The 24,086-nt window shown below is 68.8% G+C and carries 27 protein-coding genes and 2 tRNA genes; 16 read left to right on the forward strand and 13 right to left on the reverse strand.

Features of this window, described 5'->3' with window-relative positions; all coding sequences use genetic code 11:
- Positions 1–45: 45 nt before the first annotated feature.
- The 5 genes from yajC (at position 46) to ASD59_RS07325 (ending at position 4,379) form a co-directional block, all read left to right on the forward strand.
- The gene (gene yajC, locus ASD59_RS07305) at positions 46–351 is read left to right on the forward strand and encodes a preprotein translocase subunit YajC (protein ID WP_055830341.1); all 306 of its coding nucleotides are present in this window, start codon (positions 46–48) and stop codon (positions 349–351) included.
- Positions 352–381: 30 nt separating this feature from the next.
- Positions 382–1,980, forward strand: coding sequence for a protein translocase subunit SecD (gene secD / locus ASD59_RS07310; protein ID WP_055830344.1), 1,599 nt, complete (start codon positions 382–384; stop codon positions 1,978–1,980).
- Positions 1,980–2,951: a protein translocase subunit SecF gene (secF, locus tag ASD59_RS07315; RefSeq protein ID WP_055830346.1), complete on the forward strand. Its 972-nt coding sequence runs from the start codon at positions 1,980–1,982 to the stop codon at positions 2,949–2,951. The genes secD and secF overlap by 1 nt, the downstream gene beginning before the upstream one ends.
- Before the next feature lie 170 nt (positions 2,952–3,121).
- The gene (locus ASD59_RS07320) at positions 3,122–3,739 is read left to right on the forward strand and encodes a hypothetical protein (RefSeq protein WP_055830348.1); all 618 of its coding nucleotides are present in this window, start codon (positions 3,122–3,124) and stop codon (positions 3,737–3,739) included.
- A complete protein-coding gene (locus tag ASD59_RS07325) occupies positions 3,732–4,379 on the forward strand; it encodes a squalene/phytoene synthase family protein (RefSeq protein WP_055830350.1) in 648 nt (215 codons plus the stop codon). Before ASD59_RS07320 ends, ASD59_RS07325 begins: the two co-directional genes overlap by 8 nt.
- 12 nt (positions 4,380–4,391) lie before the next feature.
- On the opposite strand, the gene ASD59_RS07330 is transcribed toward ASD59_RS07325, so the two are convergent.
- The 3 genes from ASD59_RS07330 to trmFO all read right to left on the reverse strand — a co-directional run bounded on the left by ASD59_RS07330 (position 4,392) and on the right by trmFO (position 6,631).
- Positions 4,392–4,958 (reverse strand): DUF1353 domain-containing protein, encoded by a 567-nt coding sequence (locus ASD59_RS07330; protein WP_082560103.1) that lies wholly within the window; start codon positions 4,956–4,958, stop codon positions 4,392–4,394.
- A 72-nt stretch (positions 4,959–5,030) separates the two neighbouring features.
- The gene (locus tag ASD59_RS07335; protein ID WP_055830692.1) at positions 5,031–5,231 is read right to left on the reverse strand and encodes a hypothetical protein; all 201 of its coding nucleotides are present in this window, start codon (positions 5,229–5,231) and stop codon (positions 5,031–5,033) included.
- Entirely contained in the window at positions 5,231–6,631 is a 1,401-nt protein-coding gene (gene trmFO, locus ASD59_RS07340) for a methylenetetrahydrofolate--tRNA-(uracil(54)-C(5))-methyltransferase (FADH(2)-oxidizing) TrmFO (protein WP_055830352.1), read from the reverse strand. The genes ASD59_RS07335 and trmFO overlap by 1 nt, the downstream gene beginning before the upstream one ends.
- A gap of 62 nt (positions 6,632–6,693) precedes the next feature.
- Here trmFO and ASD59_RS07345 point away from each other — a divergent pair, with 62 nt between their 5' ends.
- Both ASD59_RS07345 and ASD59_RS07350 read left to right on the forward strand, forming a co-directional pair.
- Positions 6,694–7,650, forward strand: a complete 957-nt coding sequence (locus ASD59_RS07345; RefSeq protein ID WP_055830354.1) for a hypothetical protein — start codon at positions 6,694–6,696, stop codon at positions 7,648–7,650.
- Between the two features lie 32 nt (positions 7,651–7,682).
- Complete coding sequence (locus tag ASD59_RS07350; RefSeq protein ID WP_055830356.1) at positions 7,683–8,618, forward strand: hypothetical protein; 936 nt, start codon at positions 7,683–7,685, stop codon at positions 8,616–8,618.
- Positions 8,619–8,666: 48 nt separating this feature from the next.
- Here the strand turns inward: ASD59_RS07350 and uvrA are convergent, their stop codons facing one another.
- The 3 genes from uvrA to ASD59_RS07365 form a co-directional block, all read right to left on the reverse strand.
- Positions 8,667–11,573, reverse strand: a complete 2,907-nt coding sequence (gene uvrA, locus ASD59_RS07355) for an excinuclease ABC subunit UvrA (protein WP_055830358.1) — start codon at positions 11,571–11,573, stop codon at positions 8,667–8,669.
- A gap of 130 nt (positions 11,574–11,703) precedes the next feature.
- Positions 11,704–12,198 (reverse strand): group III truncated hemoglobin, encoded by a 495-nt coding sequence (locus tag ASD59_RS07360; RefSeq protein ID WP_235561750.1) that lies wholly within the window; start codon positions 12,196–12,198, stop codon positions 11,704–11,706.
- 41 nt (positions 12,199–12,239) lie between these two features.
- The gene (locus tag ASD59_RS07365) at positions 12,240–12,677 is read right to left on the reverse strand and encodes a hypothetical protein (protein ID WP_055830361.1); all 438 of its coding nucleotides are present in this window, start codon (positions 12,675–12,677) and stop codon (positions 12,240–12,242) included.
- Between the two features lie 125 nt (positions 12,678–12,802).
- Here ASD59_RS07365 and ASD59_RS14210 point away from each other — a divergent pair, with 125 nt between their 5' ends.
- Positions 12,803–12,940: a hypothetical protein gene (locus ASD59_RS14210; RefSeq protein ID WP_156376966.1), complete on the forward strand. Its 138-nt coding sequence runs from the start codon at positions 12,803–12,805 to the stop codon at positions 12,938–12,940.
- Positions 12,941–12,997: 57 nt separating this feature from the next.
- On the opposite strand, the gene ASD59_RS07370 is transcribed toward ASD59_RS14210, so the two are convergent.
- Genes ASD59_RS07370 through ASD59_RS07380 form a run of 3 tightly spaced genes read right to left on the reverse strand, consistent with a single transcriptional unit; the run spans position 12,998 to position 14,849 of the window.
- Positions 12,998–13,441, reverse strand: a complete 444-nt coding sequence (locus ASD59_RS07370; RefSeq protein WP_055830363.1) for a hypothetical protein — start codon at positions 13,439–13,441, stop codon at positions 12,998–13,000.
- Positions 13,438–13,740 (reverse strand): rod-binding protein, encoded by a 303-nt coding sequence (locus ASD59_RS07375; protein ID WP_055830365.1) that lies wholly within the window; start codon positions 13,738–13,740, stop codon positions 13,438–13,440. Before ASD59_RS07375 ends, ASD59_RS07370 begins: the two co-directional genes overlap by 4 nt.
- A 2-nt stretch (positions 13,741–13,742) precedes the next feature.
- On the reverse strand, positions 13,743–14,849 hold the full coding sequence (locus ASD59_RS07380; protein ID WP_055830367.1) for a flagellar basal body P-ring protein FlgI: 1,107 nt from the start codon (positions 14,847–14,849) through the stop codon (positions 13,743–13,745).
- 184 nt (positions 14,850–15,033) lie between these two features.
- Between ASD59_RS07380 and ASD59_RS07385 the strand changes: the two genes are divergently transcribed.
- The 3 genes from ASD59_RS07385 to gltX all read left to right on the forward strand — a co-directional run bounded on the left by ASD59_RS07385 (position 15,034) and on the right by gltX (position 17,481).
- On the forward strand, positions 15,034–15,459 hold the full coding sequence (locus ASD59_RS07385) for a flagellar assembly protein FliX (RefSeq protein ID WP_055830696.1): 426 nt from the start codon (positions 15,034–15,036) through the stop codon (positions 15,457–15,459).
- Between the two features lie 185 nt (positions 15,460–15,644).
- Positions 15,645–16,076, forward strand: coding sequence for an RNA polymerase-binding protein DksA (dksA, locus tag ASD59_RS07390; RefSeq protein WP_082560104.1), 432 nt, complete (start codon positions 15,645–15,647; stop codon positions 16,074–16,076).
- Between the two features lie 70 nt (positions 16,077–16,146).
- Positions 16,147–17,481, forward strand: coding sequence for a glutamate--tRNA ligase (gene gltX / locus ASD59_RS07395; protein ID WP_055830370.1), 1,335 nt, complete (start codon positions 16,147–16,149; stop codon positions 17,479–17,481).
- Between the two features lie 25 nt (positions 17,482–17,506).
- Here the strand turns inward: gltX and ASD59_RS07400 are convergent, their stop codons facing one another.
- Both ASD59_RS07400 and ASD59_RS07405 read right to left on the reverse strand, forming a co-directional pair.
- Complete coding sequence (locus ASD59_RS07400) at positions 17,507–17,797, reverse strand: CC_3452 family protein (RefSeq protein WP_055830372.1); 291 nt, start codon at positions 17,795–17,797, stop codon at positions 17,507–17,509.
- A 127-nt stretch (positions 17,798–17,924) separates the two neighbouring features.
- Positions 17,925–18,527, reverse strand: coding sequence for a TIGR00730 family Rossman fold protein (locus tag ASD59_RS07405; protein ID WP_055830374.1), 603 nt, complete (start codon positions 18,525–18,527; stop codon positions 17,925–17,927).
- A gap of 81 nt (positions 18,528–18,608) precedes the next feature.
- Between ASD59_RS07405 and ASD59_RS07410 the strand changes: the two genes are divergently transcribed.
- Entirely contained in the window at positions 18,609–19,358 is a 750-nt protein-coding gene (locus tag ASD59_RS07410) for a hypothetical protein (protein WP_156376967.1), read from the forward strand.
- 140 nt (positions 19,359–19,498) lie between these two features.
- Here the strand turns inward: ASD59_RS07410 and ASD59_RS07415 are convergent.
- Positions 19,499–19,573, reverse strand: a tRNA-Asn gene (locus ASD59_RS07415).
- A 70-nt stretch (positions 19,574–19,643) separates the two neighbouring features.
- Here ASD59_RS07415 and ASD59_RS07420 point away from each other — a divergent pair.
- A complete protein-coding gene (locus ASD59_RS07420) occupies positions 19,644–20,447 on the forward strand; it encodes a TrmH family RNA methyltransferase (protein WP_055830378.1) in 804 nt (267 codons plus the stop codon).
- 249 nt (positions 20,448–20,696) lie between these two features.
- Here ASD59_RS07420 and ASD59_RS07425 read toward each other — a convergent pair.
- Positions 20,697–20,770: transfer RNA gene (locus tag ASD59_RS07425), tRNA-Cys, on the reverse strand.
- A gap of 153 nt (positions 20,771–20,923) precedes the next feature.
- On the opposite strand from ASD59_RS07425, the gene ASD59_RS07430 reads away from it, so the two are divergent.
- From ASD59_RS07430 to ASD59_RS07440, 3 genes are all read left to right on the forward strand, one after another.
- Complete coding sequence (locus ASD59_RS07430) at positions 20,924–21,553, forward strand: protein-L-isoaspartate O-methyltransferase family protein (protein ID WP_055830380.1); 630 nt, start codon at positions 20,924–20,926, stop codon at positions 21,551–21,553.
- 130 nt (positions 21,554–21,683) lie between these two features.
- Positions 21,684–23,225 (forward strand): TolC family outer membrane protein, encoded by a 1,542-nt coding sequence (locus ASD59_RS07435; RefSeq protein ID WP_055830382.1) that lies wholly within the window; start codon positions 21,684–21,686, stop codon positions 23,223–23,225.
- A gap of 142 nt (positions 23,226–23,367) precedes the next feature.
- Positions 23,368–24,003 (forward strand): DUF2497 domain-containing protein, encoded by a 636-nt coding sequence (locus ASD59_RS07440; RefSeq protein WP_055830384.1) that lies wholly within the window; start codon positions 23,368–23,370, stop codon positions 24,001–24,003.
- The last annotated feature ends 83 nt before the right edge of the window (positions 24,004–24,086 follow it).

Genomic DNA, 24,086 nt, shown 5'->3' on the forward strand with positions numbered 1-24,086 from the left:
TCCCGGCGGCTCCAGACGTTCGCGGAGACCATCGTGCAGGAACTTATGGCGGGGCCGTTCGGCACCCTGATCTTCTTCGTCCCTGTGATCATCCTGTTCTACTTCATGCTGATCCGCCCGCAGCAGAAGCAGATGAAGGCCCATCAGGCGCTGGTCGCCGGTCTGAAGCGCGGCGACACCGTGGTGCTGTCGAACGGCATGATCGGCAAGGTCACCCGCGTCGAGAACGACCAGGCCATGGTCGAGATCGCGCAGGGCGTGAACGTTCCGGTGGTCAAGCAGATGATCACCCAGGTGCGCGACCGCACGGCGATCGCCGCCAACGACACCAAGACCATCGCCAAGTCCTGACGCCGTTCTGAAAAGGTCGGGGACGCCCGCATGATCCATCTGTCGCGCTGGAAGGTCATCCTTCTTGTCCTGTCCCTGCTGTTCGGGCTGCTGTTCAGCTATCCGAACCTGCTGACGGCCGCCCAGCGCGAGGCGTTGCCGGGCTGGCTGCCGAAGAGCGGGCTGAACCTGGGGCTGGACCTGCAGGGCGGATCGTACCTGCTGCTGGAGGTCGACGTCCCGGCCATGCGCGAGAAGCGCCTGACCAACCTGGGCGAGGACGCCCGCACGGTTCTGGCCGAGGCGCGGGTCGGGGTGACCAGCATCGGACGGGAAGACGCCGGCGTGGTCGTCACCCTCGCCGATCCGACCCAGATGGACCTGGCCCTGCAGTCGATGCGGGCCCTGGTCAGCGGGGGCGCCAGCGGCGTCGCCGACCGGTCGGTGCAGCGTCTGGGCGACAACCGCATCCGTTACGGCTTCACCGAGGCGGCCCTGAACTCCATGGGTTCGGACGCCGTGACGCAGTCGATCGAGGTGGTGCGCCGCCGGATCGACAGCCTGGGCACCCGCGAACCCTCGATCACCCGCCAGGGCGCCGACCGCATCGTGGTCCAGGCCCCGGGCGAGAGCGACCCGGCCCAGCTGGAACGCGTCATCGGCCAGACGGCGCAGCTGACCTTCCAGATGGTCGACGTCGAGAATTCGGTGGAGGAGGCGCTGGCCGGCGCCGTGCCGCCGGACTCCGAACTGATCCCCGGCGCCGAGGCCGGCGGCCCGGCCTACTATCTGGTCAAGCGCCGGGTGCTGGTGTCGGGCGAGAACCTGACCAAGGCCGAGGTGACGGCGGACCAGAACAACCAGACCGCCATCGGCTTCCGCTTCGACGGCGCCGGCGCGCGCCGCTTCGGCGAGGCCACGGCCGCCAATATCGGCAAGCCCTTCGCCATTATTCTCGACGGCAAGGTGATCTCGGCTCCGAACATCCGCAGCGCCATCACCGGCGGCTCGGGCATCATCGAGGGCAGCTACACCATCCAGGAGGCCTCCGAGATGGTGAACCTGCTGAACGGCGGCGCCCTGCCGGCCCCGCTGAACGTCGAGGAGCGCCGGACGGTGACGGCCGAGCTCGGCGCCGACGCCGTGGCCGCGGGCAAGCTGTCGACCCTGATCGGCTTCGCCATCATCGTGGTGTTCATGCTGCTGACCTACGGTTTCATCTTCGGCGGCATCTCGGTGATCGGCCTGCTGCTGAACGGCCTGCTGATCATCGCCGCCATGTCCTTCACCCAGGCGACCCTGACCCTGCCCGGCATCGCGGGTCTGATCCTGACCTTCGCCGTGGCGGTGGACGCGAACGTGCTGATCTATGAGCGGATGCGCGACGAGGCGCGGGCCGGACGGTCCGTGATCGCGTCGCTGGACGCCGGCTTCAACAAGGCCATGGGCACGATCGTCGACGCCAACCTGACGACCCTGGTGGCGGCGCTGATCATGTTCATCTTCGGCGCCGGTCCTGTGCGCGGCTTCGCCTGGACGCTGACGATCGGGGTGTTCACCTCGATGCTGTCGGCGGTGCTGGTCGCCCAGGTCGGACTCGCCCTGTGGCTGAAGATCGCCAAACCCAAAAAACTGCCGATCGCGGAGTGATGGCGATGTCCTGGTGGCCCCTCATCAAAGTCCTGCCGATCAAGACGAACCTGAAGTTCGTCTCGTTCGCCAAATACGCCGCCGTGCTGTCGGCCGTGCTGGTGATCGCCTCGCTGGTCGGGGTGTTCAAGCCCGGCCTGAACCTGGGCATCGACTTCCGCGGCGGCGCCGTGATGGAGCTGAGCAAGCCCACCGGTCAGGCGCTGGAGCTCGACAAGGTGCGCGAGGCCGTCGACGGCCTCGGCCTGGGCGACGTCCAGGTGCAGGGCATCGACAACGACGCCAGCGCCATCGTCAAATTCCAGGTGCCCGACGACGAGCCGCAGGCCCAGGTGGTCCAGCGCGTGCAGTCGGCCGTCACCGCGGCCGTGGGCGAGGTCGAATATTCGGGCGTCAGCGTCGTGGGTTCGAAGGTTTCGGGCGAGCTGTTCACCTCGGGTCTGCTGGCCCTGGGCGCGGCCATCCTTCTGATGTTCGCCTACATCTGGTTCCGGTTCGAGCCGCAGTTCGGTCTCGGCGCCGTGGCCGGGCTGCTGCACGACGTGATCCTGGTGTTCGGCCTGATCGTGCTGATGCGGCTGGAGTTCAGCCTCAACATGGTCGCCGCCATCCTGACGGTCATCGGCTATTCGATGAACGACACCGTGGTGGTGTTCGACCGCCTTCGCGAGAACCTGCGCAAATACAAGACCATGCCCCTGCGCGAGGTGATCGATCTGACCATCAACGAGATCCTGACGCGGACGATCATCACCGGCTTCACGGCGGTGATGGTGCTGGCGGCCCTCGCCTACTTCGGCGGACCGGCCCTGTTCGGCTTCTCGATCGCCCTGATGTTCGGCATCGTCTGCGGCACCTATTCGTCGATCTATGTCGGCGCGCCGATCATCCTGCTGTGGGGCGTCAAGCGCGGCGGCCGCGACAAGGAAGACGCCAAGCCGATCAAGCTGGGAATGGCCAGCCGGCCGTAGGGCGTCTGATCTCCCTCGCCCTTGTGGGGAGGGTGGTCGCGCAGCGACCGGGTGGGGCATCGTCCGGACGCACCCCACCCTGTCGTCGCTTCGCGCCGACATCCCTCCCCATGACGGGGAGGGAGAGGTAAGGTGACGCTTCAACGAATCGCTCCGGGGAGGGGCTGACCATGGGCAAGCTGCTGTCGAATTTCCGCACCACCATCCTGCTGAGCCTCGCGCTCGCGGGCGTGATGATCCTCGCCTTCGGACAGGTGTCCGGCGGCTTCGGGGAGGCCTTCTGGCAGGCGGCGTTCCGCTGGGTGCACGTCGTGGCCGGCATCCTGTGGATCGGCCTGCTGTACTATTTCAACTTCGTCCAGATCCGGGTGATGCCGAACATCCCCGCCGAGCTGAAGCCCGCCATCGGCAAGCATATCGCCCCGGAGGCCCTGTTCTGGTTCCGCTGGTCGGCGCTGGTGACCGTGCTGGCCGGTCTGGCCGTCATGTTCGCCCGTGGACACGCATACGCCGCCGAGGTGCTGACCTTCGGCCTGGCCCAGGGCCTGACCGAGGACCAGAAGGGCTTCACCCTGATGGGCATCGGCGTCTGGCTGGCCATCGTCATGTTCCTCAACGTCTGGGGCATCATCTGGCCGAACCAGAAGCGGGCGCTGGGCATCGTCGTCGTGGATGACGCGGCCAAGGCCAAGGCCGCCCGCGTCGCCATGATGGGCAGCCGCATCAACCTGCTGCTGTCGCTGCCGATGCTGACGTCCATGGCGATGTTCCAGACCCTGTTTGGCTGATCCGTCTTCCGATCGTACGGGCGTCAGCCTCGACGACCAGGTCCGCGGCGCCGACCGCGACCGGTGGCTGTCCAGCCGGTTCGTGGCCGACGAGCGGCTGCGCGCGGACCTGATCGCCCTCTACGCCCTCGAGGCCGAGCTGATGGCCATACCGACGCGGGTGACCCAGCCGATGCTGGCCGAGATGCGCTATGTCTGGTGGCGCGAGCAGATGGACGGGGTGTTCGCGGGAGCGGCGCGCAAGGGCCATCCGGTGCTCGAGGCCCTGACCGACATCGTCGCCCGCCACGGGCTGGAGCGCGCGCCCTTCGACGCCCTGATCGAGGCCCATGTGGGCCGGGTGCATGGCGAGCCGCACGATCTGGACGCCTTCTACGTCGGACCGATGCAGGTCGCGGTGCGGATCCTGTCGAAGACGGCAGACCCCGCTTCCGTGGTCTCGGCGGCGCGGGCGAGGGGACGGGTCCAGACCGGACAGGCTGTGGATACGGGGATGCGGGCGGAGGCGAACCGGGCGCTGCGGAGCCTGCCGGCCGAAGCCTTTCCCGCCGTCGCGTCCGCGGCCCTGCGGAGCGCGGACCCCGCCGATGCGGCTCGGCGGCTGCGGCTGACATGGGCGGTCCTGAGAGGACGGATCTGACGTCCGCGGGTCTCAGAGATCCACGGTCGGGACGCCGGCGGGCCAGGCGTCGTTGAAGAAGGCCTCGCGCGACGGAGCCGGAACGGTCGCTCCGCCCGTGCGCCAGTCCATGAAGGAGGCGTTCCAGTCGGCCCCGGCCCGGTCATAGGCGCCGCCGCCTCCGGCCCGGACGGCCGCGTGCATGGCCGCACGGCGCGTCAGGCCGACGCCCAGTTCCTTCAGGGCCTCGCGGAAGATGTCGTCCGCCTCCCCACGGCGTCCGGGCTGGCCGATGGTGTAGAGCCAGTCATGCAGGACGGCGGCGATCGCATGCCGGCCGAAGGGCGGGATGACCCAGCGGGCGAAGGTCGGGATGGAGGCGAAATCGGTCAGATAGGTGGGCGGCACCCGAACCGTCCGCGACCCGTCGGGAAGCGTGTAGGCGAACGGCCGAAGCACCACGACGGTCGTGCGCCCGTGCCGCTCGCGCGCCTGGTCATGATTGACGGCGCAGACCAGAGGCTCCTCGACACGGATCGCCGCCTCGGTCGCCGTTCGGCCGGTTCTGGCTGCCCTGGGTTTGACCGAGTGGAACGGCATAACGGCGATACTGCAACCGTCACGGGTAGCGTGCAAGGCCCGGGGGCCAAGGCGGCCCTTCCGCCATGGCCGTCAGTTCAGGGTGCGTTCCAGCAGTGCGATGCGCCGGTCGAGGTCGGCGACGACCGAAGCCAGACGCTCCTTTTCGGAGGCCATGTCGATCGGCGTTCCGTCCTCGTAGGACAGTCGCGCGCCGCGGGCGATCAGGTCGAGGCGGTACAGGGCGGTGACGCGCCGCGCCTTGAGGCGGTCGAGTTCGCTTTCCGCGGCCATCAGGCCGCGTCCCGCCACGCCTTCAGCGCGTCCAGCGCCCGGACGCTCATCAGTCGCTTCTTGGCCCGGCCGCGTTCCTTGAGCGGAATCTTCACGCCCGCCTCGTCGACCTTGGGGGCCTCGAGCGGCGGCAGCAGGCCGTAGTTGATGTTCATCGGCTGGAATTTGGAAATGCCCCCGGGTCCGTCGAGGTGGCCGCCGGTGATGTGTTCGACCAGGGCGCCCATGGCGGTGTGGACGGGCGGAGCCTCCAGCGGCCGGCCCAGCCGTTCCGCGGCGGCGAGGCGGCCGGTCAGCAGGCCCATGGCGGCGCTCTCGACATAGCCCTCGACGCCCGTGACCTGGCCGGCGAAGCGCAGGCGCGGCATGGCCTTGAGGCGCAGCTGGCGGTCCAGCAGCTTCGGAGAGTTGAGGAAGGTGTTGCGGTGCAGGCCGCCGAGGCGGGCGAACTGGGCCTCGTGCAGGCCCGGGATCATGCGGAAGACCTCGGCCTGGGCGCCGTGCTTCAGCTTGGTCTGGAAGCCGACCATGTTGAACAGGGTGCCCAAGGCGTTGTCCTGGCGCAGCTGGACGATGGCGTAGGCCTTGACCTGGGGGTCGCGCGGATTGGTCAGGCCGACCGGCTTCATCGGGCCGTGGCGCAGGGTCTCGCGGCCGCGCTCGGCCATGACCTCGATGGGCAGGCAGCCGTCGAAATAGGGAACGTTCTCCCAGTCCTTGAACTCGGCCTTGGGGCCGTTCAGCAGGGCGTCGATGAAGGCCTCATACTGGGCCTTGTCCATCGGGCAGTTGACGTAGGCGGCGGCGTCGCCGCCCGGGCCTTCCTTGTCGTAGCGCGACTGGCGCCAGGCGATGTCGAAGTCGATGGAGTCGGCGTGGACGATGGGGGCGATGGCGTCGAAGAAGCTGAGCGCGTCCTCGCCGGTCAGGTCGAGGATGGCGGCGGCCAAGGCGGGCGAAGTCAGGGGGCCGGTGGCGACGATGACATTGTCCCACTCTTCCGGCGGCAGGCCGGCGATCTCCTCGCGCACGATGGTGATCAGGGGATGGGCCTCGAGTTTCGCCGTGACCGCCTGCGAGAAGCCGTCGCGGTCGACGGCCAGGGCCCCGCCCGCCGGCACCTGATGGGCGTCGCCGCAGGCCATGATGATGGAGTCCAGCGCCCGCATCTCGGCGTGCAGCAGGCCGACGGCGTTGTGCTCCCAGTCGTCGGAGCGGAAGGAGTTGGAGCAGACCAGTTCCGCGAGCCCGTCTGTGTGGTGGGCGTCGGTCTTCACCCCGGGCACGCCGCGCATCTCGTGCAGGACCACGGGGACGCCGGCCGAGGCGATCTGCCAGGCGGCTTCCGAGCCGGCGAGGCCGCCGCCGACGACGTGGATGGGCTTCAGGATGTCCGTCATGCGCGGCTTCTAGCGGGGCCGGGCGAAAGGGGCTAGCTTGGCCATGAGCTTGGGGAGGCTGAATGGCGCGATTTTCAATCGGGACCGCGATCGGCGATGCGTTCGGCCTGATCCGGCGGCGTCCGTTGTCGGTGTTCGTCTGGGGGCTGCTGATGATGGCGCCGTCGGCGGCGACCTTTGGCCTCATGCTGCCGATGATGGGCGACATGATGGGCGAGATGGCGGAAGCGGGTCGGGACGGCGCCGCCCATAACGCCGCCTTCGCCGAAATGATGCAGTTCCAGGCCGTGTCCGGACTGATGAACCTGGTCCAGCTGTTCGTGACGGTCGTCGTCTATACGGCGGTCATGCGGGCCGTGCTGCGGCCCCGGGAGAGTGGCTTCTTCTCCTTGCGTCTGGGCATGGACGAGCTGAGGGTCGCGGTCGTCGGCATCGCCGTGGTCGTGGGCATGTATATCGCCATGATGGTGCTGCTGCTGGTCGGCTTCGCCATCGGCTTCGCCGTCTGGGGCGCGGGTTCGCCGATGAACTGGCTGGTCATCACCGGCCTGATCGTCACGGGAATGCTTGCGATCTGGCTGGGGATGGCGCGGGTCGGCCTGATCGCGCCCGCCAGCGTCCTGTACCGCAGCTTCGCCTTTCCCGAGGGGTGGCGGCTGGCCCGCGGCCAGACCGGCGCCCTGTTCGGCATGATGCTGCTGGCCCTGCTTCTGGTCGTCGCGATCAAGGCGGTCGCGTTCGGCATCGGCCTGGCCGTCGCCCTGGCAGCCGGAGTCTCCGGCGGCGTCGACTGGTCGGCTCTTCAGGCGCACAATATGGACGTCAATCCGTTCGAAGGCATGGAGGCGATGTTCGCGGCCAACTGGCCATGGTTCGCGGTGGGCGCGCTCGTGGCGGCGATGGTCTATGGCGCAGCGCTGACGCTGCACATCGCACCCTTCGCCTCGGCCTGCCGGCAACTGGCCGGAAGCGAAACGCCGCCCGTCGCGGACGAGCCGTCGCCCGGGTCCGTCGGATGAGCCAGGATCAGGACAAGAGAACAGGAGACACCATGGCGTTTTCGGCCACCGACGCGGCTTTCGAGGGTTTCCGCCTCGTCCGGCGCAATCCGCTGGCGCTCGTCGCCTGGACGCTGCTGTACGCCGTCCTGACGCTGACCGCCCTGTTCTCGCTGTCCACCATGGTGGGGCAGCTTGAGGCCTGGAGCGTGCAGGCCGAGGCGATGGAATCCGTCGAGCCGAGCTTCGACCAGGTCTGGGCCCTGATGGCCGGTTTCGGTGCGATCATGGCCCGGGTGGCGTGGCTGCTGCCGATCAGCCTCGTGGTCGGGGCCATGCTGGCCGCGGCGGTGGCGCGCGGGGTGCTGAACCCGTCCCGCGACCGGTTCGGCTATCTGCGCCTCGGCATGGACGAGGTGCGGGTCCTGGCGGTGACCTTCGTGCTCGGCCTGGTCATGACCCTTGTCGCCGTGGTCGCCATCCTGGCGGTCGGCGTGCTGATCGCGGCGGCCAAGGCGGCGGGCGGCGACGGACCCGCCCTCATCGCGGGCCTGCTCGGCTTCCTCGCCGGGACCTGCTTCTTCATCTGGCTGTGCGTCCGGCTGAGCCTGGCCGTGCCGATCACCGTGGCCGAGCGCCGCTTCGCCTTCTTCGATTCCTTCAACCTGACGAAGGGCCGGTTCTGGCCCTTGCTGGGCATGGCGGTGCTGGCCATCGTCATGGTCATGCTGGTGCAGCTGTTGTCGTCCATCGTCAGCCTGCCGCTGGGCATTATCTCGGGCCTCGAGAGCTGGTCGTTCAACAGCGATCAGGACCCCGAGGCCGTCCGGGCGGCTCTCGACGTCGGCAATCCCTGGGTGATCACCCATGCGGTCGTCGAGGCGATCGTGTCCGCACTGACCGTCGGCATCCTGTACGCGCCGTTCGCGGCCGCCTATCGCCAGATCACGGGCGGTCGACCGACAGAAACGGCGTCCGGTCCGGTCTGACCTCGAGGGAAGGCGTCGTGGAAGCGGCCCCGGCCGCAGCCTGAGCCGTCAGGCGCTCTTCCTCAGCGCCGCCACGCGCGCCTTGCGGCGCGTCTCGTGGCGGTCGAGGACCTCCTTGAGGTATTTGCCGGTCCAGCTCTTCGGATTGGCGGCGACCTGTTCGGGGGTGCCGACCGCGACGATCTCGCCGCCGCCGTCGCCGCCCTCGGGGCCGAAGTCGAGCAGCCAGTCGGCGACCTTGATGACGTCGAGATTGTGCTCGATGACCACGATGGTGTTGCCGTTCTCGACCAGTTCCTGAAGCACCTCCAGCAGCTTGCGCGTGTCCTCGAAATGCAGGCCCGTGGTGGGCTCGTCGAGGATGTAGAGGGTCTTGCCGGTGGCGCGTTTCGACAGCTCCTTCGACAGCTTGACCCGCTGGGCCTCGCCGCCGGACAGGGTGGTCGCGGACTGGCCGACCTTGACGTAGCCGAGGCCGACGCGGTTCAGGGTCAGCATCTTGTCGCGGATCGACGGCACGGCCTTGAAGAAGCTGGCGGCCTCTTCAACCGTCATATCCAGAACGTCGGATATGCTCTTGCCCTTGAAGACGATTTCCAGCGTCTCGCGGTTGTAGCGCCTGCCCTTGCAGACGTCACAGGTGACGTAGACGTCGGGCAGGAAATGCATCTCGATCTTGATCAGGCCGTCGCCCTGGCAGGCCTCGCAGCGGCCGCCCTTGACGTTGAAGCTGAAGCGACCGGGCCCGTAGCCGCGGGCCTTGGACTCGGGCAGGCCGGCGTACCAGTCGCGGATGGGACCGAAGGCGCCGGTGTATGTCGCCGGGTTCGAGCGCGGGGTGCGGCCGATGGGCGACTGGTCGATGTCGATGACCTTGTCGAACATCTCCAGCCCCTCGATGCGGTCGAAGGAGGCGGGGGCGTCCGACGCATTGTGCAGCCGGCGGGCGGCGGCCTTGTAGAGGGTCTCGATGGTGAAGGTCGACTTGCCGCCGCCCGACACGCCGGTGACGCAGGTGAACAGGCCGGCGGGAATTTCGCCGGTGACGTTCTTCAGATTGTTGCCGGTGGCGCCGCTGATCCTCAGCATCTTCTTGCGGTCGACGGGACGGCGGCCCTCGGGCGGCAGCTCGATCTCGCGCTCGCCGGTCAGGTATTTGGCGGTCAGGGAGTTGGGATTGGCCATGACCTCGGCCGGGGTGCCCTGGGCGCAGACCTCGCCGCCATGGACGCCGGCGGCCGGGCCCATGTCGATGACATAGTCGGCGGTCAGGATCGCCTCCTCGTCATGCTCGACGACGAGGACGGAATTGCCGAGGTCGCGGAGACCCCGGAGGGACTCCAGCAGGCGGGAGTTGTCGCGCTGGTGCAGGCCGATCGACGGCTCGTCGAGGACGTACAGCACGCCGGTCAGGCCCGAGCCGATCTGGGAGGCCAGGCGGATGCGCTGGCTCTCGCCGCCGGACAGGGTGCCCGAGGCGCGCGACAGGCTGAGGTAGTCGAGGCCGACGTTGTTGAGGAAGCGCAGCCGGTCGGTGATCTCCTTCAGGACCCGACGGCCGATCTCCAGCTGCTTGTCGGTCAGCTTGTCGTTCAGGGCCGTGAACCATTCGTGGGCGTGTTTGATCGACAGCCAGGACACCTCGGCGATGTCCGTCGCGGCGACCTTGACCGCCAGGGCCTCGGGCTTGAGGCGTTTGCCGAGGCAGACCTCGCACGGGGTCTCGGACTGGAACCGGCCCAGTTCCTCACGCACCCATGAGGAATCCGTCTCGCGCCAGCGGCGCTCGAGGTTGGGCAGGACGCCCTCGAAGGCCTTGGAGACCTCGTATTTGCGGGCGTTGTCGTCGTAGGTGAATTTGATCTTGTCGCCGCCCGAGCCGCGCAGGATGACGTCCTGGGCCTTGTCCGGCAGCTCGCGCCAGGGCTTGTCCATCGAGAAGCCGTAGTGGCGGCTGAGCGACTGCAGCGTCTGTGTGTAGAGGGGCGACGGGCCGCGCGACCATGGGGCGACGGCGCCCTTGTGCAGGGTCTTGTCGCGATCGGGGATCACCAGATCGGCGTCGAAGGCCAGTTTGACGCCCAGACCGTCGCAGGCCGGGCAGGCGCCGAACGGATTGTTGAACGAGAACAGCCGCGGCTCGATCTCGCTGATGGTGAAGCCCGAAACCGGGCAGGCGAATTTCTCGGAGAAGGTCAGCCGGCGCGGCTCCTTCTCACCCTCGGCGACATTGGCCCACTCGGCGACGGCGATGCCGTCCGCCAGACCGAGGGCGGTCTGCAGGCTGTCGGCGTAGCGGCTCTCGAGGCCTTCCTTGGTGACGATCCGGTCCACGACGATGTCGATGTCGTGCTTGAATTTCTTGTCGAGGGTCGGGGCGTCCTCGATCGCGTAGTATTCGCCGTCGATCTTGACGCGCTGGAAGCCCGCGCGCTGCCACTCGGCCATTTCCTTGCGGTATTCGCCCTTGCGGCCGCGCACGACCGGGGCCAGCAGCATCAGGCGCTCGCCGTCGGGCAGGGCCGTCAGCTTGTCGACCATCATGGAGATGGTCTGGCTCTCGATCGGCAGGCCCGTGGCCGGCGAATAGGGCACGCCGACCCGCGCCCACAGCAGGCGCATATAGTCGTGGATCTCGGTCACCGTGCCGACGGTCGAGCGCGGGTTCTTCGAGGTGGTCTTCTGCTCGATGGAGATAGCCGGCGACAGGCCCTCGATCAGGTCGACATCGGGCTTGCCCATCAGCTCGAGGAACTGGCGGGCGTAGGCGCTCAGGCTCTCGACATAGCGGCGCTGGCCCTCGGCATAGATGGTGTCGAAGGCGAGCGAGCTTTTGCCCGAGCCCGACAGGCCGGTCATGACCACCAGCTGCTCGCGCGGGATGTCGAGGTCGACGCCCTTGAGATTGTGCTCGCGCGCGCCGCGCACGCGGATGAAGTTGTGCTTTTCGGTCATGGAGTCCGGGAACGCGGTGGGGCCGGGGAGGGGTCCGGCGCGACGACGCTATATGGGGATCAATTCGCGGGATTCAGCAAGAACATTGTGTGAACACGGCGGCGGCGGGCGACGCTGCTGACAGCAGGTGTCAGCAGGCGCTGTCCGCGGCCGGCGGCGTCCACGCCTCGGACGGCCGCAGATAGCGCTCGCCCTTGCGCAGCAGCACGCCCTGCGCGCCCGCGATGCCCAGTTCGAGGCTTTCGGCGATGCGGCGGGCGCGCTCGATGAAATGGGCCGCGGCGGCGGGCGGGCAGACGTCGGCGGCCGTGGCCTCGAACAGGTCCAGCCAGCGGTCGAAATGCCGGGCGTCGACGGGCAGGGGCAGATGTTTCGGCATGGGCCGCCCGTGATAGACGCCGCTCATGAGGGCCACGGAGGACCAGAACAGCTTCATCTGTTCGAGATGCGGGCCCCAGTCCGAAATCCGCTCATCGAACACCGGCCCGATCAACGGATCGCGGCGCACCCGGTCGTAGAAGGCGTCCACGAGGCGGGCGATCATCGGCTCGTCGATGCCGGTCTCGGCTTCGATGCGCCGGACGATGGACTGGCGGCGGGTCGCGGGATCATCAGACAGGGTCACCCGCCCTAACTAGGCCGCCAGGAGCCGCTCCGCCATTGCGGCTAATCGCCGTCGAGGAAATCGCCGGCGTTGAAGCTGAGGACGCAGCGATGGTCCGCGCCGGCCGCCGCCGAGCAGGAGTCGACGCCGAACATGTTGGTCTGGACCCTCGCCGTCGAGCGATAGCTGCGGCCGTCGTGGTCAAAGGCGGAGCCGATCCGCGCGCTCCAGGGGCCCAGGGCGTCGTAGAACGCCCGCGCGGGCGCGCCGGCGCAGGTGAACAGGATCAGTTCGTCGCCGCCGCCGTCCGCCGCCCTGCGCCAGGTCCCGGCCGCGGCGGCCTGACCGAGGCAGTCGGCGTAGAGGCGCGCGTTCGCCGGGGCCGGATCTCCCGCGATCGGGCGGTAGTCCGGGACTGTCACGGCCGCGTCAGGCGCATGGGCGCAGGCGGTCAGCAGCCCCGCGAGAGCAAGGGCGGCGAGGAAGGGGGCGTGACGCATGATCTGTTCTCCAGGGCCACCGTCTCACGGGTTCGTCAGGGGGGCCATTCCTGAAATGGCTTGCACGCCAGCCGCTTCGACCTCATCTTCCGGCCTTCGAGTGCGTTCACCGGAGGCCCGACGACATGATCAGCACGCTGGAAATCGCTGTCGCCCTTTCCGCATCGCTGCTCGCGCTCGTGACGGCTCTCAGCCTGCCGAGGCCCAAACGCGCCCGCGTTCGCGCCCGGGATCGCCGGTCGGACCGCGCGCCGCGCGGCTGACCGCCCCGCCAACGTCTGAATATCTGTCGCCCGTGACGTCGCCCGCCGGATCGCCTGTCAGGCCGTCCGGTTGAAGGCCACGGCCCGGCCGTCGCTGGCGTTGGCCTGACCCGAGGCGCCATAGGCCGAGGGCGATCCGCGCTGGCTGGCGACCTCTGCGACGATGGTCTTGACCAAGCCCTCGGAGACGATGCGGGCGGCCTCCACGGCGCGGGCGTGGCCCGACAGCACGGCCTCGAAGGCTTGCGTGGCCTTCACCAGCGCCATGCGGTCGGCGGCGGGGGCCGCGGCGAGCACGGACGGGTCCGCCTTCACCTGGGCCGACTCGCGGCGATAGGCGTTGGCCAGCTGCTGGGTCTCGCCCAGGGTCGCGGCGGCGTCCTGCGGACGGCGATCCTCGAAGGCCTTCGACTCCTCGACGAGTCGGGCGGTCAGGCGCGCCGTCAGGTCGGTCAGCTGACGGACCCGCGCGCGGGCGTTGACGACGGCGGCTTCGGTCATGCGGCGGGTTCCCCGGCTTCCTGCATCTTGAGCATCTGGGCGACGACCTGATCGGCCAGGCCGATGCCGCCGGCCCTGACGGTCTGTTTGGCCATGGCCTCGATCATGAAGCTGCGCCATGTCGACTCGGCCTCGCCGCCGCCGAACGGCGCTTCGGTGGAGAGGCCTTCGAACATCGGCTTCATCATCTGGGCGAGGAAGGTCGCCTCGAAATTCTCGGCCGTCTCCCGCATCCGGGCGGAAACGGCGGCCGGAGCGGCCGGGACGGGCGAGGTGGGGGAGATGACGGGGTCGCTCATGGTCACATCACCTCGATGTCGGCCTGCAGGGCTCCCGCGGCCTTGATGGCCTGCAGGATGCTGATCATGTCGCGCGGGCTGACGCCGAGGGCGTTCAGGCCGTTGACGAGGGTGGACAGGGATGTCCCGCCGCCGACGATGCGCATCTGGCGACCCAGCTCTTCCTCGACCGCCACGTCGGACTGGGGGACGACGACGGTTTGGCCGCCCCGGCTGAAGGGCGCGGGCTGGCTGACCTGGGGGCTTTCCTGCACCGAAATGGTCAGATTGCCCTGGGCGATGGCCACGGTGGAGACGCGGACGGCTTCGCCCATGACGATGACGCCGTTGACCTCGTCGATGATGACCTTGGCCGGGGCGTCGACCTGGACCGGCAGGTTCTCGACCATGCTGATGAAGCCGGCCATGCCCATCTGGCCCGGCGCGCGCAGCGCGATGACAGTGCCGTTCTCGGCCAGGGCGGTCCCGGGATAGGTCTGGTTGATGGCGGCGGCGACGCGCTGGGCCGTGGTGAAGTCCGGATTGCGCAGCGTCAGCCGCACCTCGTTCATATTGGCCAGATGGAAGCCGGTCTCGCGCTCGACCGTGGCCCCCGAGGCGATGCGGCCGGCGGTCGGCACGCCGCGCGTGACCGAGGAGCCCGACGCGCCGCCGCCCGAGACGGCGCCGGTCTGGATCGAGCCCTGGGCCACCGCATAGACCTGACCGTCCGCGCCCTGCAGGCTGGTGACCAGAAGGGTGCCGCCCAGCAGGCTCTTGGCGTCGCACATGCTGGCGACATTGACGTCGACGCGGGCACCGGGGGTGGCGAAGGGCGGCAGTTCGGCCGTCACCATGATGGCGGCCATGTTCTTGGAGTTGGCGTTGGAGCCGCGGATGTTGACGCCCAGCCGCTCGGTCATGCCCTCCAGGGACTGGCGGGTGAAGGGGCAGTTGCGCAGGCTGTCGCCGGTGCCGTTGAGCCCGACCACCAGGCCGTAGCCGACCAGTTGGTTGGTGCGGACGCCCTCGATGGCCGCGATGTCCTTGATCCGCGACTGGGCGGACGCCGGCGCCGCGAATCCGGCCACGGCCGCGGCGGTCAGGAGGGAGGCGAGCAGTTTCTGCATAGGCGGGGCGTCCACATACGGTTGCGCCTTTCGCTGATGCCAGAGCCGTGCCAGCCGGAAACCTGAATGAAAACAGTCGCCGGCGCGATCGAGTCCCGGATGAAAGCGGCAAAAACTGCCGGGACGTTAACCAAACGGTGACGCCGCGCCGACGATGGTCCGGCATGTGCTGGAGTCGCATCGCATGAAGGTCACTGGCCCGTCCGGACCGTCGTCCACGCAAGGCAGCCGTCCGGCCCGGGCCAGCGGCGGCTTCTCCGTGCCCCACGCGGCGGCAGGGGCGGCCGCTGCGCCGGCCAGTTCAGCGTCCGGCGTTTCCGGGGTCAGCGACGTCTCGGCCCTGATGGCCTTGCAGGGGGTCGAGGACGTCACCGAGCGCCGCCGCCGGGCCATCCGCCGCGGCGGGGGCCTGCTGGACCGGCTGGAAGAGCTGAAGCTGGCCCTGTTGCAGGGCGAGGCGGGCGAGGGCGCGCTGGATCGCCTGTCCCGGACGCTGCGCGAGGAGCGGCCGGTCGACGCCGACGCCGAACTGAACAGTCTTCTGGATCAGATCGATTTGCGCGCGGCGGTTGAACTAGCCAAGGCTGATTTACGCCGCACTGCAGCATAAGTCGCCGGAATTCCTTGAAAAAGGGCCCTCGCCGAGCGGTGGGTGATGAAGAAATGTCACGCTCGCGTCTGGACTGTAAGCTTTACGGGTCACGCTCTTGCGAGCGTTGTTGCCGCGACTCTTCGCCATCCGTATAGGCAGGGCTGCGCCACAGGGGGGCGCTGTAAGAGACCGTGAGTGCGATTATGACCGCATTGGCCTCTGTGCCTGTCGGAACGCCCGGATACCGGCCGTCTGACGAAGAGCCATTCATGAACGAGCGCCAGCTGGCCTATTTCAAGGCCAAGCTGATGGACTGGAAGGAGGACATCCTCCGCGAGTCCAAGGGGACTGTCGTCAACCTGAAGGCCGAGACGGAGAATCATCCGGATCTGGTCGACCGGGCTTCGTCGGAATCCGACCGGGCGCTGGAACTGCGCACCCGGGACCGTCAGCGCAAGCTGATCTCCAAGATCGACGAGGCGCTGCGCCGCATCGAGGACGGCTCCTACGGCTATTGCGAGGAGACCGGCGAGCCGATCAGCCTCGGACGGCTGGAGGCCCGCCCGACGGCGACGCTGTCGGTCGAGGCCCAGGAGCGTCATGAGCGCCGCGAGCGCGTCCACCGCGACGACTGATCGCCCGCGAGCCTTGACTTGATGGGCCGCGAGGGCGACCTGTGCGCCCCGCGTTTCCAAGGTCTATCGCATGTCCGTCAAGGTCCGTTTCGCCCCGTCGCCGACGGGTAAGCTGCACGTCGGCAATGTCCGCACCGCCCTCGTCAACTGGATGTTCGCCAAGGGGCAGGGCGGCAGCTTTGTCCTGCGCATCGACGACACCGACCTGGCGCGGTCCACGCCCGAGTTCGAACAGGGCATCGAGGACGACCTGACCTGGCTGGGTCTGGTCTGGGACGAGCGTCACAACCAGTCGAAGCGGTTCGATCGCTATGAAGAGGCCGCCGCGCGGCTGAAGGCCGCCGGGCGGCTGTACGCTTGCTACGACACGTCGGAAGAGCTGGACCGCCGCCGCAAGGTGCAGCTGTCGCGCGGCCTGCCGCCGATCTACGACCGCGCCGCCCTGGCGCTGACCGACGCCGAAAAGGCGGCCTACGAGGCCGAGGGGCGCAAGCCGCACTGGCGGTTCAAACTCGACGGCCGGCGCGTGGCCTGGGAAGACCTGTCGCGCGGCCATGCCGAAGTGGACACGGCGTCGATGTCGGATCCGGTGCTGATCCGCGAGGATGGCCTGTTCCTCTACACCCTGCCGTCGGTCGTCGACGACATCGACATGGCTATCACCCACGTGATCCGCGGCGAGGACCACGTCACCAACACCGGCGCCCAGATCGAGATCTTCGAGGCGCTGGGCGGACCGGTCCCGGCCTTCGCCCACATGCCCCTGCTGGTCGGCGAGGACGGGCAGGCGCTGTCGAAGCGGCTGGGCTCGCTCTCGATCGCCGAGATGCGCGACCAGGGCTATGAGCCGATCGCCATCACCAGCCATCTGGGCCGCATTGGCACCAGCGATCCGCTGGAGGTGGGGGAGTCCATCGACGCCCTCGGCGCCAGCTTCGCCTTCGCCAAGATGGGCCGGTCGCCGGCGCGTTATGACACGGCCGATCTGGACCGGCTGAACGCCCAGGCCCTGCACGCGATGCCGTATGCGGTCGCGCGGCCCCGGCTGACGGCGCTGGACGCCGATCTCGGCGAAGTCTTCTGGAACGGCGTGCGCGGCAACCTTCAGAAGTTCGCCGATGTCATTGAAATGGCGAAGATGGTTAGAGGTCCGATCACGCCGATGATCGAGGACTCAGCCTTCGCCAAGGCCGCCCTGGCGGCCCTGCCGGAAACCATCGACGAGACGCTGTGGCCGGTCTGGACGGCGGCGGTGAAGGAGGCCACGGGGGCCAAGGGCAAGGCGCTGTTCATGCCCCTGCGCCTGATGATCACGGGCCAGGCGCATGGCCCGGACATGGCGACGCTCGCGCCCATGATCGGCCGCGAGCGGATCGTCAAACGGCTGAACGGCGAGACGGCCTGAGCCGCCTCGCCGGTTTCAACTCAATTCAGGCGTTGCAGGCGGCCAGTTGCTCGGCCGACAGGGCGACGCCCTTGTAGCTGAACGACGACACCGCGCCGAAACGGGCCACGACGCGGCGGCAGGCGCGCGGGGCGGGCTGGTTGGCGCCGCCGCTGGCCGTGCAGGAGCCGCCGGTGCAGCGCCAGGAGGCGCCGTCGATAATGGTGGCCGAGGCGGGGGCCTTCGACGCATCGGTCAGGACGGCGCTCGAGGCCGGAGCCTGGGCGACGGCGGGGGCGGCGACGAACAGGGCCGCGGCGATAAGCAGAGCACGCATGGGGAGGTCTCCGGACAGGCGGAAACGACCATCGTCTCCGCAGCGCCAATGTCCGTTTTTATACGAAACTGTCAAGGCGCGTTGCCAAAAGAGACGCACGGACACTGGCTATCTGACCAGTGATTACTTAACGCTGATCATGTTTCAAGTGCGGCATGGCGTCCGCGGCCTTCATGGCCTCGATCGCGGCCTCGACCGTGTCGCAGACGACCCACGCCTGGCGGAAGCTGGCGGGGGTCATGCCGGACTCGATGCTATGTTCCATCATGGCCAGAAGAGGTTCCCAGAAGCCCTTGAGATTCAGGAAAATGACCGGCTTCGAATGAAGGTCGAGCCGCTTCCACGACAGCACTTCGATGGCCTCTTCCAAGGTGCCGACCCCGCCCGGCGCGACCACGAAGGCGTCCGACTGGTCGTACATGATGGTCTTGCGCTCATGCATCGACGGCACGACGATGGTCTCCACCTCGTCGAACAGCCGCTCGCGGCTGCGCAGGAAGCCGGGCATGACGCCCAGCACGCGCCCTCCGGCCGCGTGCGCTCCGCGCGCCGAGGCGCCCATCAGGCCGACGCCGCCCCCGCCATAGACCAGCCGCCACCCGGCCCGGGCCGTCTGTTCGCCGAACGCCCGCGCCGCCTCGGTATAGGCTGGATCGGACGCGTCCGAGGAACCGCAGAACAGGCAGACGGAATTTCCGTCGAAAGGCTGGATGGAGACAGGGGAAGACATGGGGCCTCGGGAACGGATGGAAGACAGCGGCCCCCGGGGCGCGCTATCTGGGGAGATACTCCTAGCGGTCGGATGGACGCGATGAAACGGGCCATGTTCGGCAAGGCGGGAACGGCGGCGCTTCTGGGCGCCCTGGCGGCGGCGTGCGCCCCGCCCGCGGCGGCGCCCCGAACCGAGGCCGGGAACGCCGCGGTCGCGGGATGGACCCGCCCGCCGGCGATCCTGTCCGTGCAGAGGACCGCGGCCAGCCTGATCTTCACGGGCGAGGCCGAGCCGGGCGCGCGTGTCGTGCTGCGCAGCGCTCCGGGGGCCGCCTATGCGGCGGCGGCGGACGCGCGCGGCCGGTTCGAGATTCGCATGACGGCGCCGGCGGGCGATCTGTGGTTGCGGCCGGAGACCCAGATCGGCCAGGACGCGGCCCCCTCGCCGGACCGACTGCTGATCGTGGCCGGCGGGCGCGGGCCGATCGCGATCCTGCGGATCGGCGGACCGACCCGGCGCCTGGACCAGGCTCCGGCCCTGGGCGCGGTCGACAGCGACGGCCGCATGCGGCTGGCGTCCGGCCGGACTTCGGGAACCGCGCCCGTCGTGGTGCAGGCCGCCGGCGAATCCGTGCGCGTCACGCCTGACGGAGAGGGCCGCTGGAGCCTGATGCTGCGGCCCTCGGACGGCCCTGACGAAATCCAGGCCGGGGGCGGCCGTTTCGCCTGGCCGGGGGAGGCCGCGGCGGGGCCGTCGCCGCGGGTCGAGCGGTCCGGGCGGGGCTGGCGGATCGCCTGGACCGGGGCGGCCGGCGCGCGGCAGTCGACCTGGCTGCCCGACGCCGTCTGAAGCGGGTTTACGCCTGATTAACCAATTCGCTTCAACGGAAGGGTGTCTTCCTTCTTCGAGGACACCCACCATCACCGAACTTCTTCAGCCCGGCGCTCGCGTCGGGCTTTTTTTCGGTCTGACGCTGTGGTGGGAAAGAGTGGCTCCGCGGGTAGGATTCGAACCTACGACCAGCCGATTAACAGTCGGCTGCTCTACCACTGAGCTACCGCGGAACACTTCCTCTCGGGAAGGCGGGCGCTATAGCAGCGCGAGTCAGACTGACGCAACGGGAAATATCCGATCTTGGCCGTGATCCGCATCGACCACCCCGACGATCCGCGCATCGCGGGCTTCCGCGATATCCGGGAACGCGACCTGACAGGCAGGCAGGGCCTGTTCGTGGCCGAGGGCGAAGTGGTGCTGAACGTGCTGACCTCGCCGCAATCCCGGTGCCGCCCGGTCGCGCTGTTGCTGGATCAAAAACGGGCCGAAGGGCTGGCCGGCGTGATCGCCCGCGTGGACGCGGCCGCGCCCGTCTATGTCGCCGACCAGCCGATTCTCGACGCCATCGCCGGTTTTCACCTGCATCGCGGCATCCTGGCGCTGGGACGCAAGCCCGGGCCGGCGACGCTGGAAGACTGCCTCGCGCCGCTGGGCCCGGACGCCGTGGTGGTCGCGGCGTGCGGGATCGGCAATCACGACAACATGGGCGGCCTGTTCCGCAACGCCGCGGCCTTCGGGGCCGGCGCGGTCCTGCTGGACCGGACCTGCTGCGATCCCTTCTACCGCAAGGCCATTCGCGTGTCGGTCGGGGCCGTGCTGCGGACGCCGATGGTCATGGGGCTGGATCCGTCCGCCATGCTCGACGGCCTGGGGCGGGCCGGCTTCACCGCCGTGGCCCTGACGCCCGGCGCCGAGACGCCGCTGCATCGCATGCCGCGCGAGGGGCGGGTGGCGCTGATTCTCGGCCCCGAAGGTCCCGGCCTGCCGCAGGAGATCATCGCGCGCTGCCGAGCTGTCGGAATTCCGATGTCAGGCGGCTTCGATTCCCTGAACGTTTCGGTCGCCAGTGGAATTGCCCTTCACCATTTCACCCGACAGGCGTGAAACGATCACGGAATTGCGATTAACGCATTGTACACCTTGATGAACAGCCACGCTTGTGTCGCTGTGGCGGCGTCCGGGGAGGGTTTCATCATGTTTGGCGGCGTTTTCGTCTTCATCCACCGCAATGCGCGCCTCGCGCTGGCGGTGGCCATCGTCACGGCCGGCGTCAGCGCGGCCAGCGTCATCGGCTGGATCACCGCACCGGTCTAGGCTCTGGGGGAGCCGTCCAGGTTCTGTCGAAAATCGCGATGGAGGCCTGACCGAGAATCGAACTCGGGTGCAAGGATTTGCAGTCCTCTGCGTAACCACTCCGCCATCAGGCCCTGGGCCGTCCCGCAAACGATCGGGGGACGACCTCGCCATCGCGAGGGGCGTTCGCTATCAGATCGGATTGTCGCCCGCAACGCACAGACCTATAAGCGCGCCAGATTTCCCGGCCTGTCGCCGGGCGCCTCCAGCCGCAGGATTGTCGTCCCATGGATTTCGCCGCCGCCCGCAAGGTCATGGTCGACAGCCAGGTCCGCGTGAACGACGTCACCGACCGGGCGCTGCAGGCCGCGCTGCTCGCCGTGCCGCGGGAACGTTTCCTGCCGCAGGAGCGGGCCTGGTCTGCCTATGCCGAGATCGAGCCCGAGATCGCGGGCGGGCGCCGGCTGATGATGGCCCGCGACCTGTCCAAGCTGCTGATGGCGCTGGATGCGAAGGCCGGCGAGGTCGCCCTGGCCATCGCGGCGCCCTATGCCGCGGCGGTGCTGGCGCGTCTGGGTCTGACCGTGACCGCCCAGGAAGCCGACGCCGCAGTGTTCGGGGTCACGGGTCCCGTCCTGGCGGAAGAGGGCGTCGCGACCGTGGTCGCGCCGCTGTCGGCCCCTTCGGGCGAGGGCTATGAACTGATCATTTCCGAGGCGGCGGTTCCCGGACGGCCCGAAGCCTGGCTGGCGGCGCTGAAAGTCGGCGGCCGGATGGCGGTCGTGGAGCGCAACGGGCCGGTCGGCAAGGCGGTGCTGTATGTCCGCGGCGAGCAGGGCGTTTCGCGCCGTGAGTTGTTCAACTCGGCCCCGCCGGTGCTGTCGGATCTGGCTCCGGAGGTCGCCTTCGCCCTGTAGCCGGCGGAGCGACGGGAAAAGGCGAACCTTCGCGTGAAAAAAACTTAACTGGCGCGGGCGTAAACCGTCCCGCATCAGACCTATGCAGACAAAGGGCGTGCTTCCCCCGCGCCCAGGGGCCAGGACCACAATGCTGAAACGTTCGCGCGCGCTTGCCTCGGTGGCCGCCATCGCCATCCTCTCCGGCGTCTCCGCCCCGGCGTGGGCAGAGACGTTGAAGGAAGCCCTGGCCCTGGCCTATCAGACCAATCCCTCGCTTCTGGCCCAGCGCGCCAGCCAGCGGGCGCTGGACGAATCGATCGTCCAGGCCCGCGCCGGCCTGCGGCCCCAGCTCGATGTCAGCGCCAACGCCGGCTATTCCTTCACCGACAGCGCCGGCGGCGCCCGCGAGATCGACACCAACGGCGACGGCATCCCCGACACCACCGTCAACATTCCCGCCTCCAACAGCGACAGCACCAGCGCCGGGGCCAGCCTCGGCCTGTCGCAGACGATCTGGTCCGGCGGCCGCATCGGCCACGGCATCAGCGCGGCCGAGGCCAACATCCTGGCCGGGCGCGAAAACCTTCGCGACATTGAACAGACCGTCCTGACCTCGGTCATCCAGGCCTATGCGGACGTGATCCGCGACAGCGAGATCCTGCGCATCCGCCAATCGAACCTCGGCGTGCTGCAGCGCCAGCTGGACGAGGCCTCGGCCCGGTTCGAGGTCGGCGAGATCACGCGCACCGACGTGGCCCAGTCCGAGGCGCGTCTGGCCCAGTCCGAGGCCGACCTGGCCAACGCCCAGGCCCAGCTGTCCGTCTCGCGCGCCGCCTATGCCGCCGTGGTCGGCCAGTCGCCCGGCGATCTGGCCCCGATGCCGGTTCTGCCCAACCTGCCGGCCGATTTCGACGCCGCCCTGGACGTCGCCCTGCAGGACAATCCGGGCATCCGGGCCGCCGGCTACAATCTGCGGGCGGCCGAGGCCAATGTCGCCGCCGCCAGGGCGGAATACATGCCTTCGGCCCGGCTGACGGCGTCCTATGGCGGATCGACCAATGATGTCGGACGGCCCGGAGATATCGTCGACAACACCAGCTTCCAGGCCGGGGCGACCATCTCGGTGCCCCTGTTCACGGGCGGGCTGAACAGCTCGCGCGTGGCCCAGGCGCTGGAACGCGCCAACGTCGCCCAGATCAACGTCGAGGGCGAGCGCCGCAACACCCTGCAGTCGGTCAGCTCGGCCTATGCCCAGTCGTTGTCGGCGCGCTCGACCCTGACGGCGGGGCAGGAGGCGGTCCGCGCCGCCACCGTGGCCGCCGAGGGCGTGCGCCAGGAGGCCCAGGTCGGCCTGCGCACCACCCTGGACGTGCTGAACCAGGAGCTGGAGCTGCGCAACGCCGAGGTCACCCTGGCCAGCGCGCGCCGCAACGAATATGTGGCCCAGGCCAATCTGCTGGCCGCCATGGGCCGGCTGGAAGGTCAGGATCTGGACGCGTCGATCGCGGTCTATGACCCGGCGGCCAACTACAATCGCGTGCGCAACCGCGGCGCCCTGCCATGGGACGGCGTGATCGAGGCCATCGACCGAATCGCCGCGCCGCCGGTCACGCCGGCGAACGACGCCGTGGACGCGCCGATCGACGCCCAGCTGAAGTCCGAGATCGTCCAGACCGCCCCGCGCGACTGATCGCCTGTGGCGCGACTTGCGGTCGGGCGGGTTAACCGGTCAGGCGAAAAACGCCCGTTGATTCCGCCGGGCTGAGATGCGACGACAGCCGTGTGGGGCGGCTCGCCGACCTCGCGCCGCCATTCGCCCCCGGGGTTTCGACATGACCGACCAGACCGCCGCCCAGGAACCGACGATGGAGGAAATCCTGGCCTCGATCCGCCGGATCATCTCCGAGGACGATGCGCCCGCCGAGACGGCGACGGCCGCCGCCGCGCCCGGCGCCGAGGTCGAACCCGCCGCGGACGCCGAACCCGAGTCGTCCCCCGCCCTGATGGACGAGACGCCGTCGAGGCAGGAGGCTGACTCCCCGGAAGAGGACGTGCTGGAGCTGACCGAGGCCTATGAGGCGCCCGCCGTCGAAAGCATCGGCGATCTGGACGTGTCCACGGCCGACGAGCCCGAGCCCTTCCCCAGCGCCCCGGTCAGCGAATCCGTGTTCGAGACTCCGGCCGAGGTTCATACCCCGGAGCATCCGTCCGTGCCCACGACATCCTATGACAGCCTGGTCGGCGACAGCGCAGCGGCCAGCGCCGCTTCCGCCTTCGCCGGTTTCGCCTCGACCCTGAAGAAGCCCGAGCCGGCCGACGTGTCGTTCCCCTCGGGACCGACCATCGACGAGATGGTGCGCGGCCTGCTGCGGCCGATGCTGAAGGAATGGCTGGACGCCAATCTGCCGGCCATCGTCGAGGCCCAGGTACGCAAGGAAGTCGAACGCATCGCCCGCACGGCCGGCTGACTTCACCTGCGACCTGATCAAGGCTAGATCATTCCGGGGCGGCTCCAGTCGGGGCCGCCCTTTCGCTTTTTGCCTGTAAGACC

It is taken from the genome of Brevundimonas sp. Root608, assembly GCF_001427825.1.
In the GTDB taxonomy this organism is placed as follows: Bacteria; Pseudomonadota; Alphaproteobacteria; order Caulobacterales; family Caulobacteraceae; genus Brevundimonas.

Coding starts and splice junctions, on each gene's coding strand:
- yajC (WP_055830341.1), top strand. CDS start 46: ATGGCGGGGCCGTTCGGCACCCTGATCTTCTTCGTCCCTGTGATCATC.
- secD (WP_055830344.1), top strand. CDS start 382: ATGATCCATCTGTCGCGCTGGAAGGTCATCCTTCTTGTCCTGTCCCTG.
- secF (WP_055830346.1), top strand. CDS start 1,980: ATGGCGATGTCCTGGTGGCCCCTCATCAAAGTCCTGCCGATCAAGACG.
- ASD59_RS07320 (WP_055830348.1), top strand. CDS start 3,122: ATGGGCAAGCTGCTGTCGAATTTCCGCACCACCATCCTGCTGAGCCTC.
- ASD59_RS07330 (WP_082560103.1), bottom strand. CDS start 4,958: ATGCCGTTCCACTCGGTCAAACCCAGGGCAGCCAGAACCGGCCGAACG.
- ASD59_RS07335 (WP_055830692.1), bottom strand. CDS start 5,231: ATGGCCGCGGAAAGCGAACTCGACCGCCTCAAGGCGCGGCGCGTCACC.
- trmFO (WP_055830352.1), bottom strand. CDS start 6,631: ATGACGGACATCCTGAAGCCCATCCACGTCGTCGGCGGCGGCCTCGCC.
- ASD59_RS07345 (WP_055830354.1), top strand. CDS start 6,694: ATGGCGCGATTTTCAATCGGGACCGCGATCGGCGATGCGTTCGGCCTG.
- ASD59_RS07350 (WP_055830356.1), top strand. CDS start 7,683: ATGGCGTTTTCGGCCACCGACGCGGCTTTCGAGGGTTTCCGCCTCGTC.
- uvrA (WP_055830358.1), bottom strand. CDS start 11,573: ATGACCGAAAAGCACAACTTCATCCGCGTGCGCGGCGCGCGCGAGCAC.
- ASD59_RS07365 (WP_055830361.1), bottom strand. CDS start 12,677: ATGCGTCACGCCCCCTTCCTCGCCGCCCTTGCTCTCGCGGGGCTGCTG.
- ASD59_RS14210 (WP_156376966.1), top strand. CDS start 12,803: ATGATCAGCACGCTGGAAATCGCTGTCGCCCTTTCCGCATCGCTGCTC.
- ASD59_RS07370 (WP_055830363.1), bottom strand. CDS start 13,441: ATGACCGAAGCCGCCGTCGTCAACGCCCGCGCGCGGGTCCGTCAGCTG.
- ASD59_RS07375 (WP_055830365.1), bottom strand. CDS start 13,740: ATGAGCGACCCCGTCATCTCCCCCACCTCGCCCGTCCCGGCCGCTCCG.
- ASD59_RS07380 (WP_055830367.1), bottom strand. CDS start 14,849: ATGCAGAAACTGCTCGCCTCCCTCCTGACCGCCGCGGCCGTGGCCGGA.
- ASD59_RS07385 (WP_055830696.1), top strand. CDS start 15,034: ATGAAGGTCACTGGCCCGTCCGGACCGTCGTCCACGCAAGGCAGCCGT.
- dksA (WP_082560104.1), top strand. CDS start 15,645: ATGACCGCATTGGCCTCTGTGCCTGTCGGAACGCCCGGATACCGGCCG.
- gltX (WP_055830370.1), top strand. CDS start 16,147: ATGTCCGTCAAGGTCCGTTTCGCCCCGTCGCCGACGGGTAAGCTGCAC.
- ASD59_RS07400 (WP_055830372.1), bottom strand. CDS start 17,797: ATGCGTGCTCTGCTTATCGCCGCGGCCCTGTTCGTCGCCGCCCCCGCC.
- ASD59_RS07405 (WP_055830374.1), bottom strand. CDS start 18,527: ATGTCTTCCCCTGTCTCCATCCAGCCTTTCGACGGAAATTCCGTCTGC.
- ASD59_RS07410 (WP_156376967.1), top strand. CDS start 18,609: ATGAAACGGGCCATGTTCGGCAAGGCGGGAACGGCGGCGCTTCTGGGC.
- ASD59_RS07430 (WP_055830380.1), top strand. CDS start 20,924: ATGGATTTCGCCGCCGCCCGCAAGGTCATGGTCGACAGCCAGGTCCGC.
- ASD59_RS07435 (WP_055830382.1), top strand. CDS start 21,684: ATGCTGAAACGTTCGCGCGCGCTTGCCTCGGTGGCCGCCATCGCCATC.
- ASD59_RS07440 (WP_055830384.1), top strand. CDS start 23,368: ATGACCGACCAGACCGCCGCCCAGGAACCGACGATGGAGGAAATCCTG.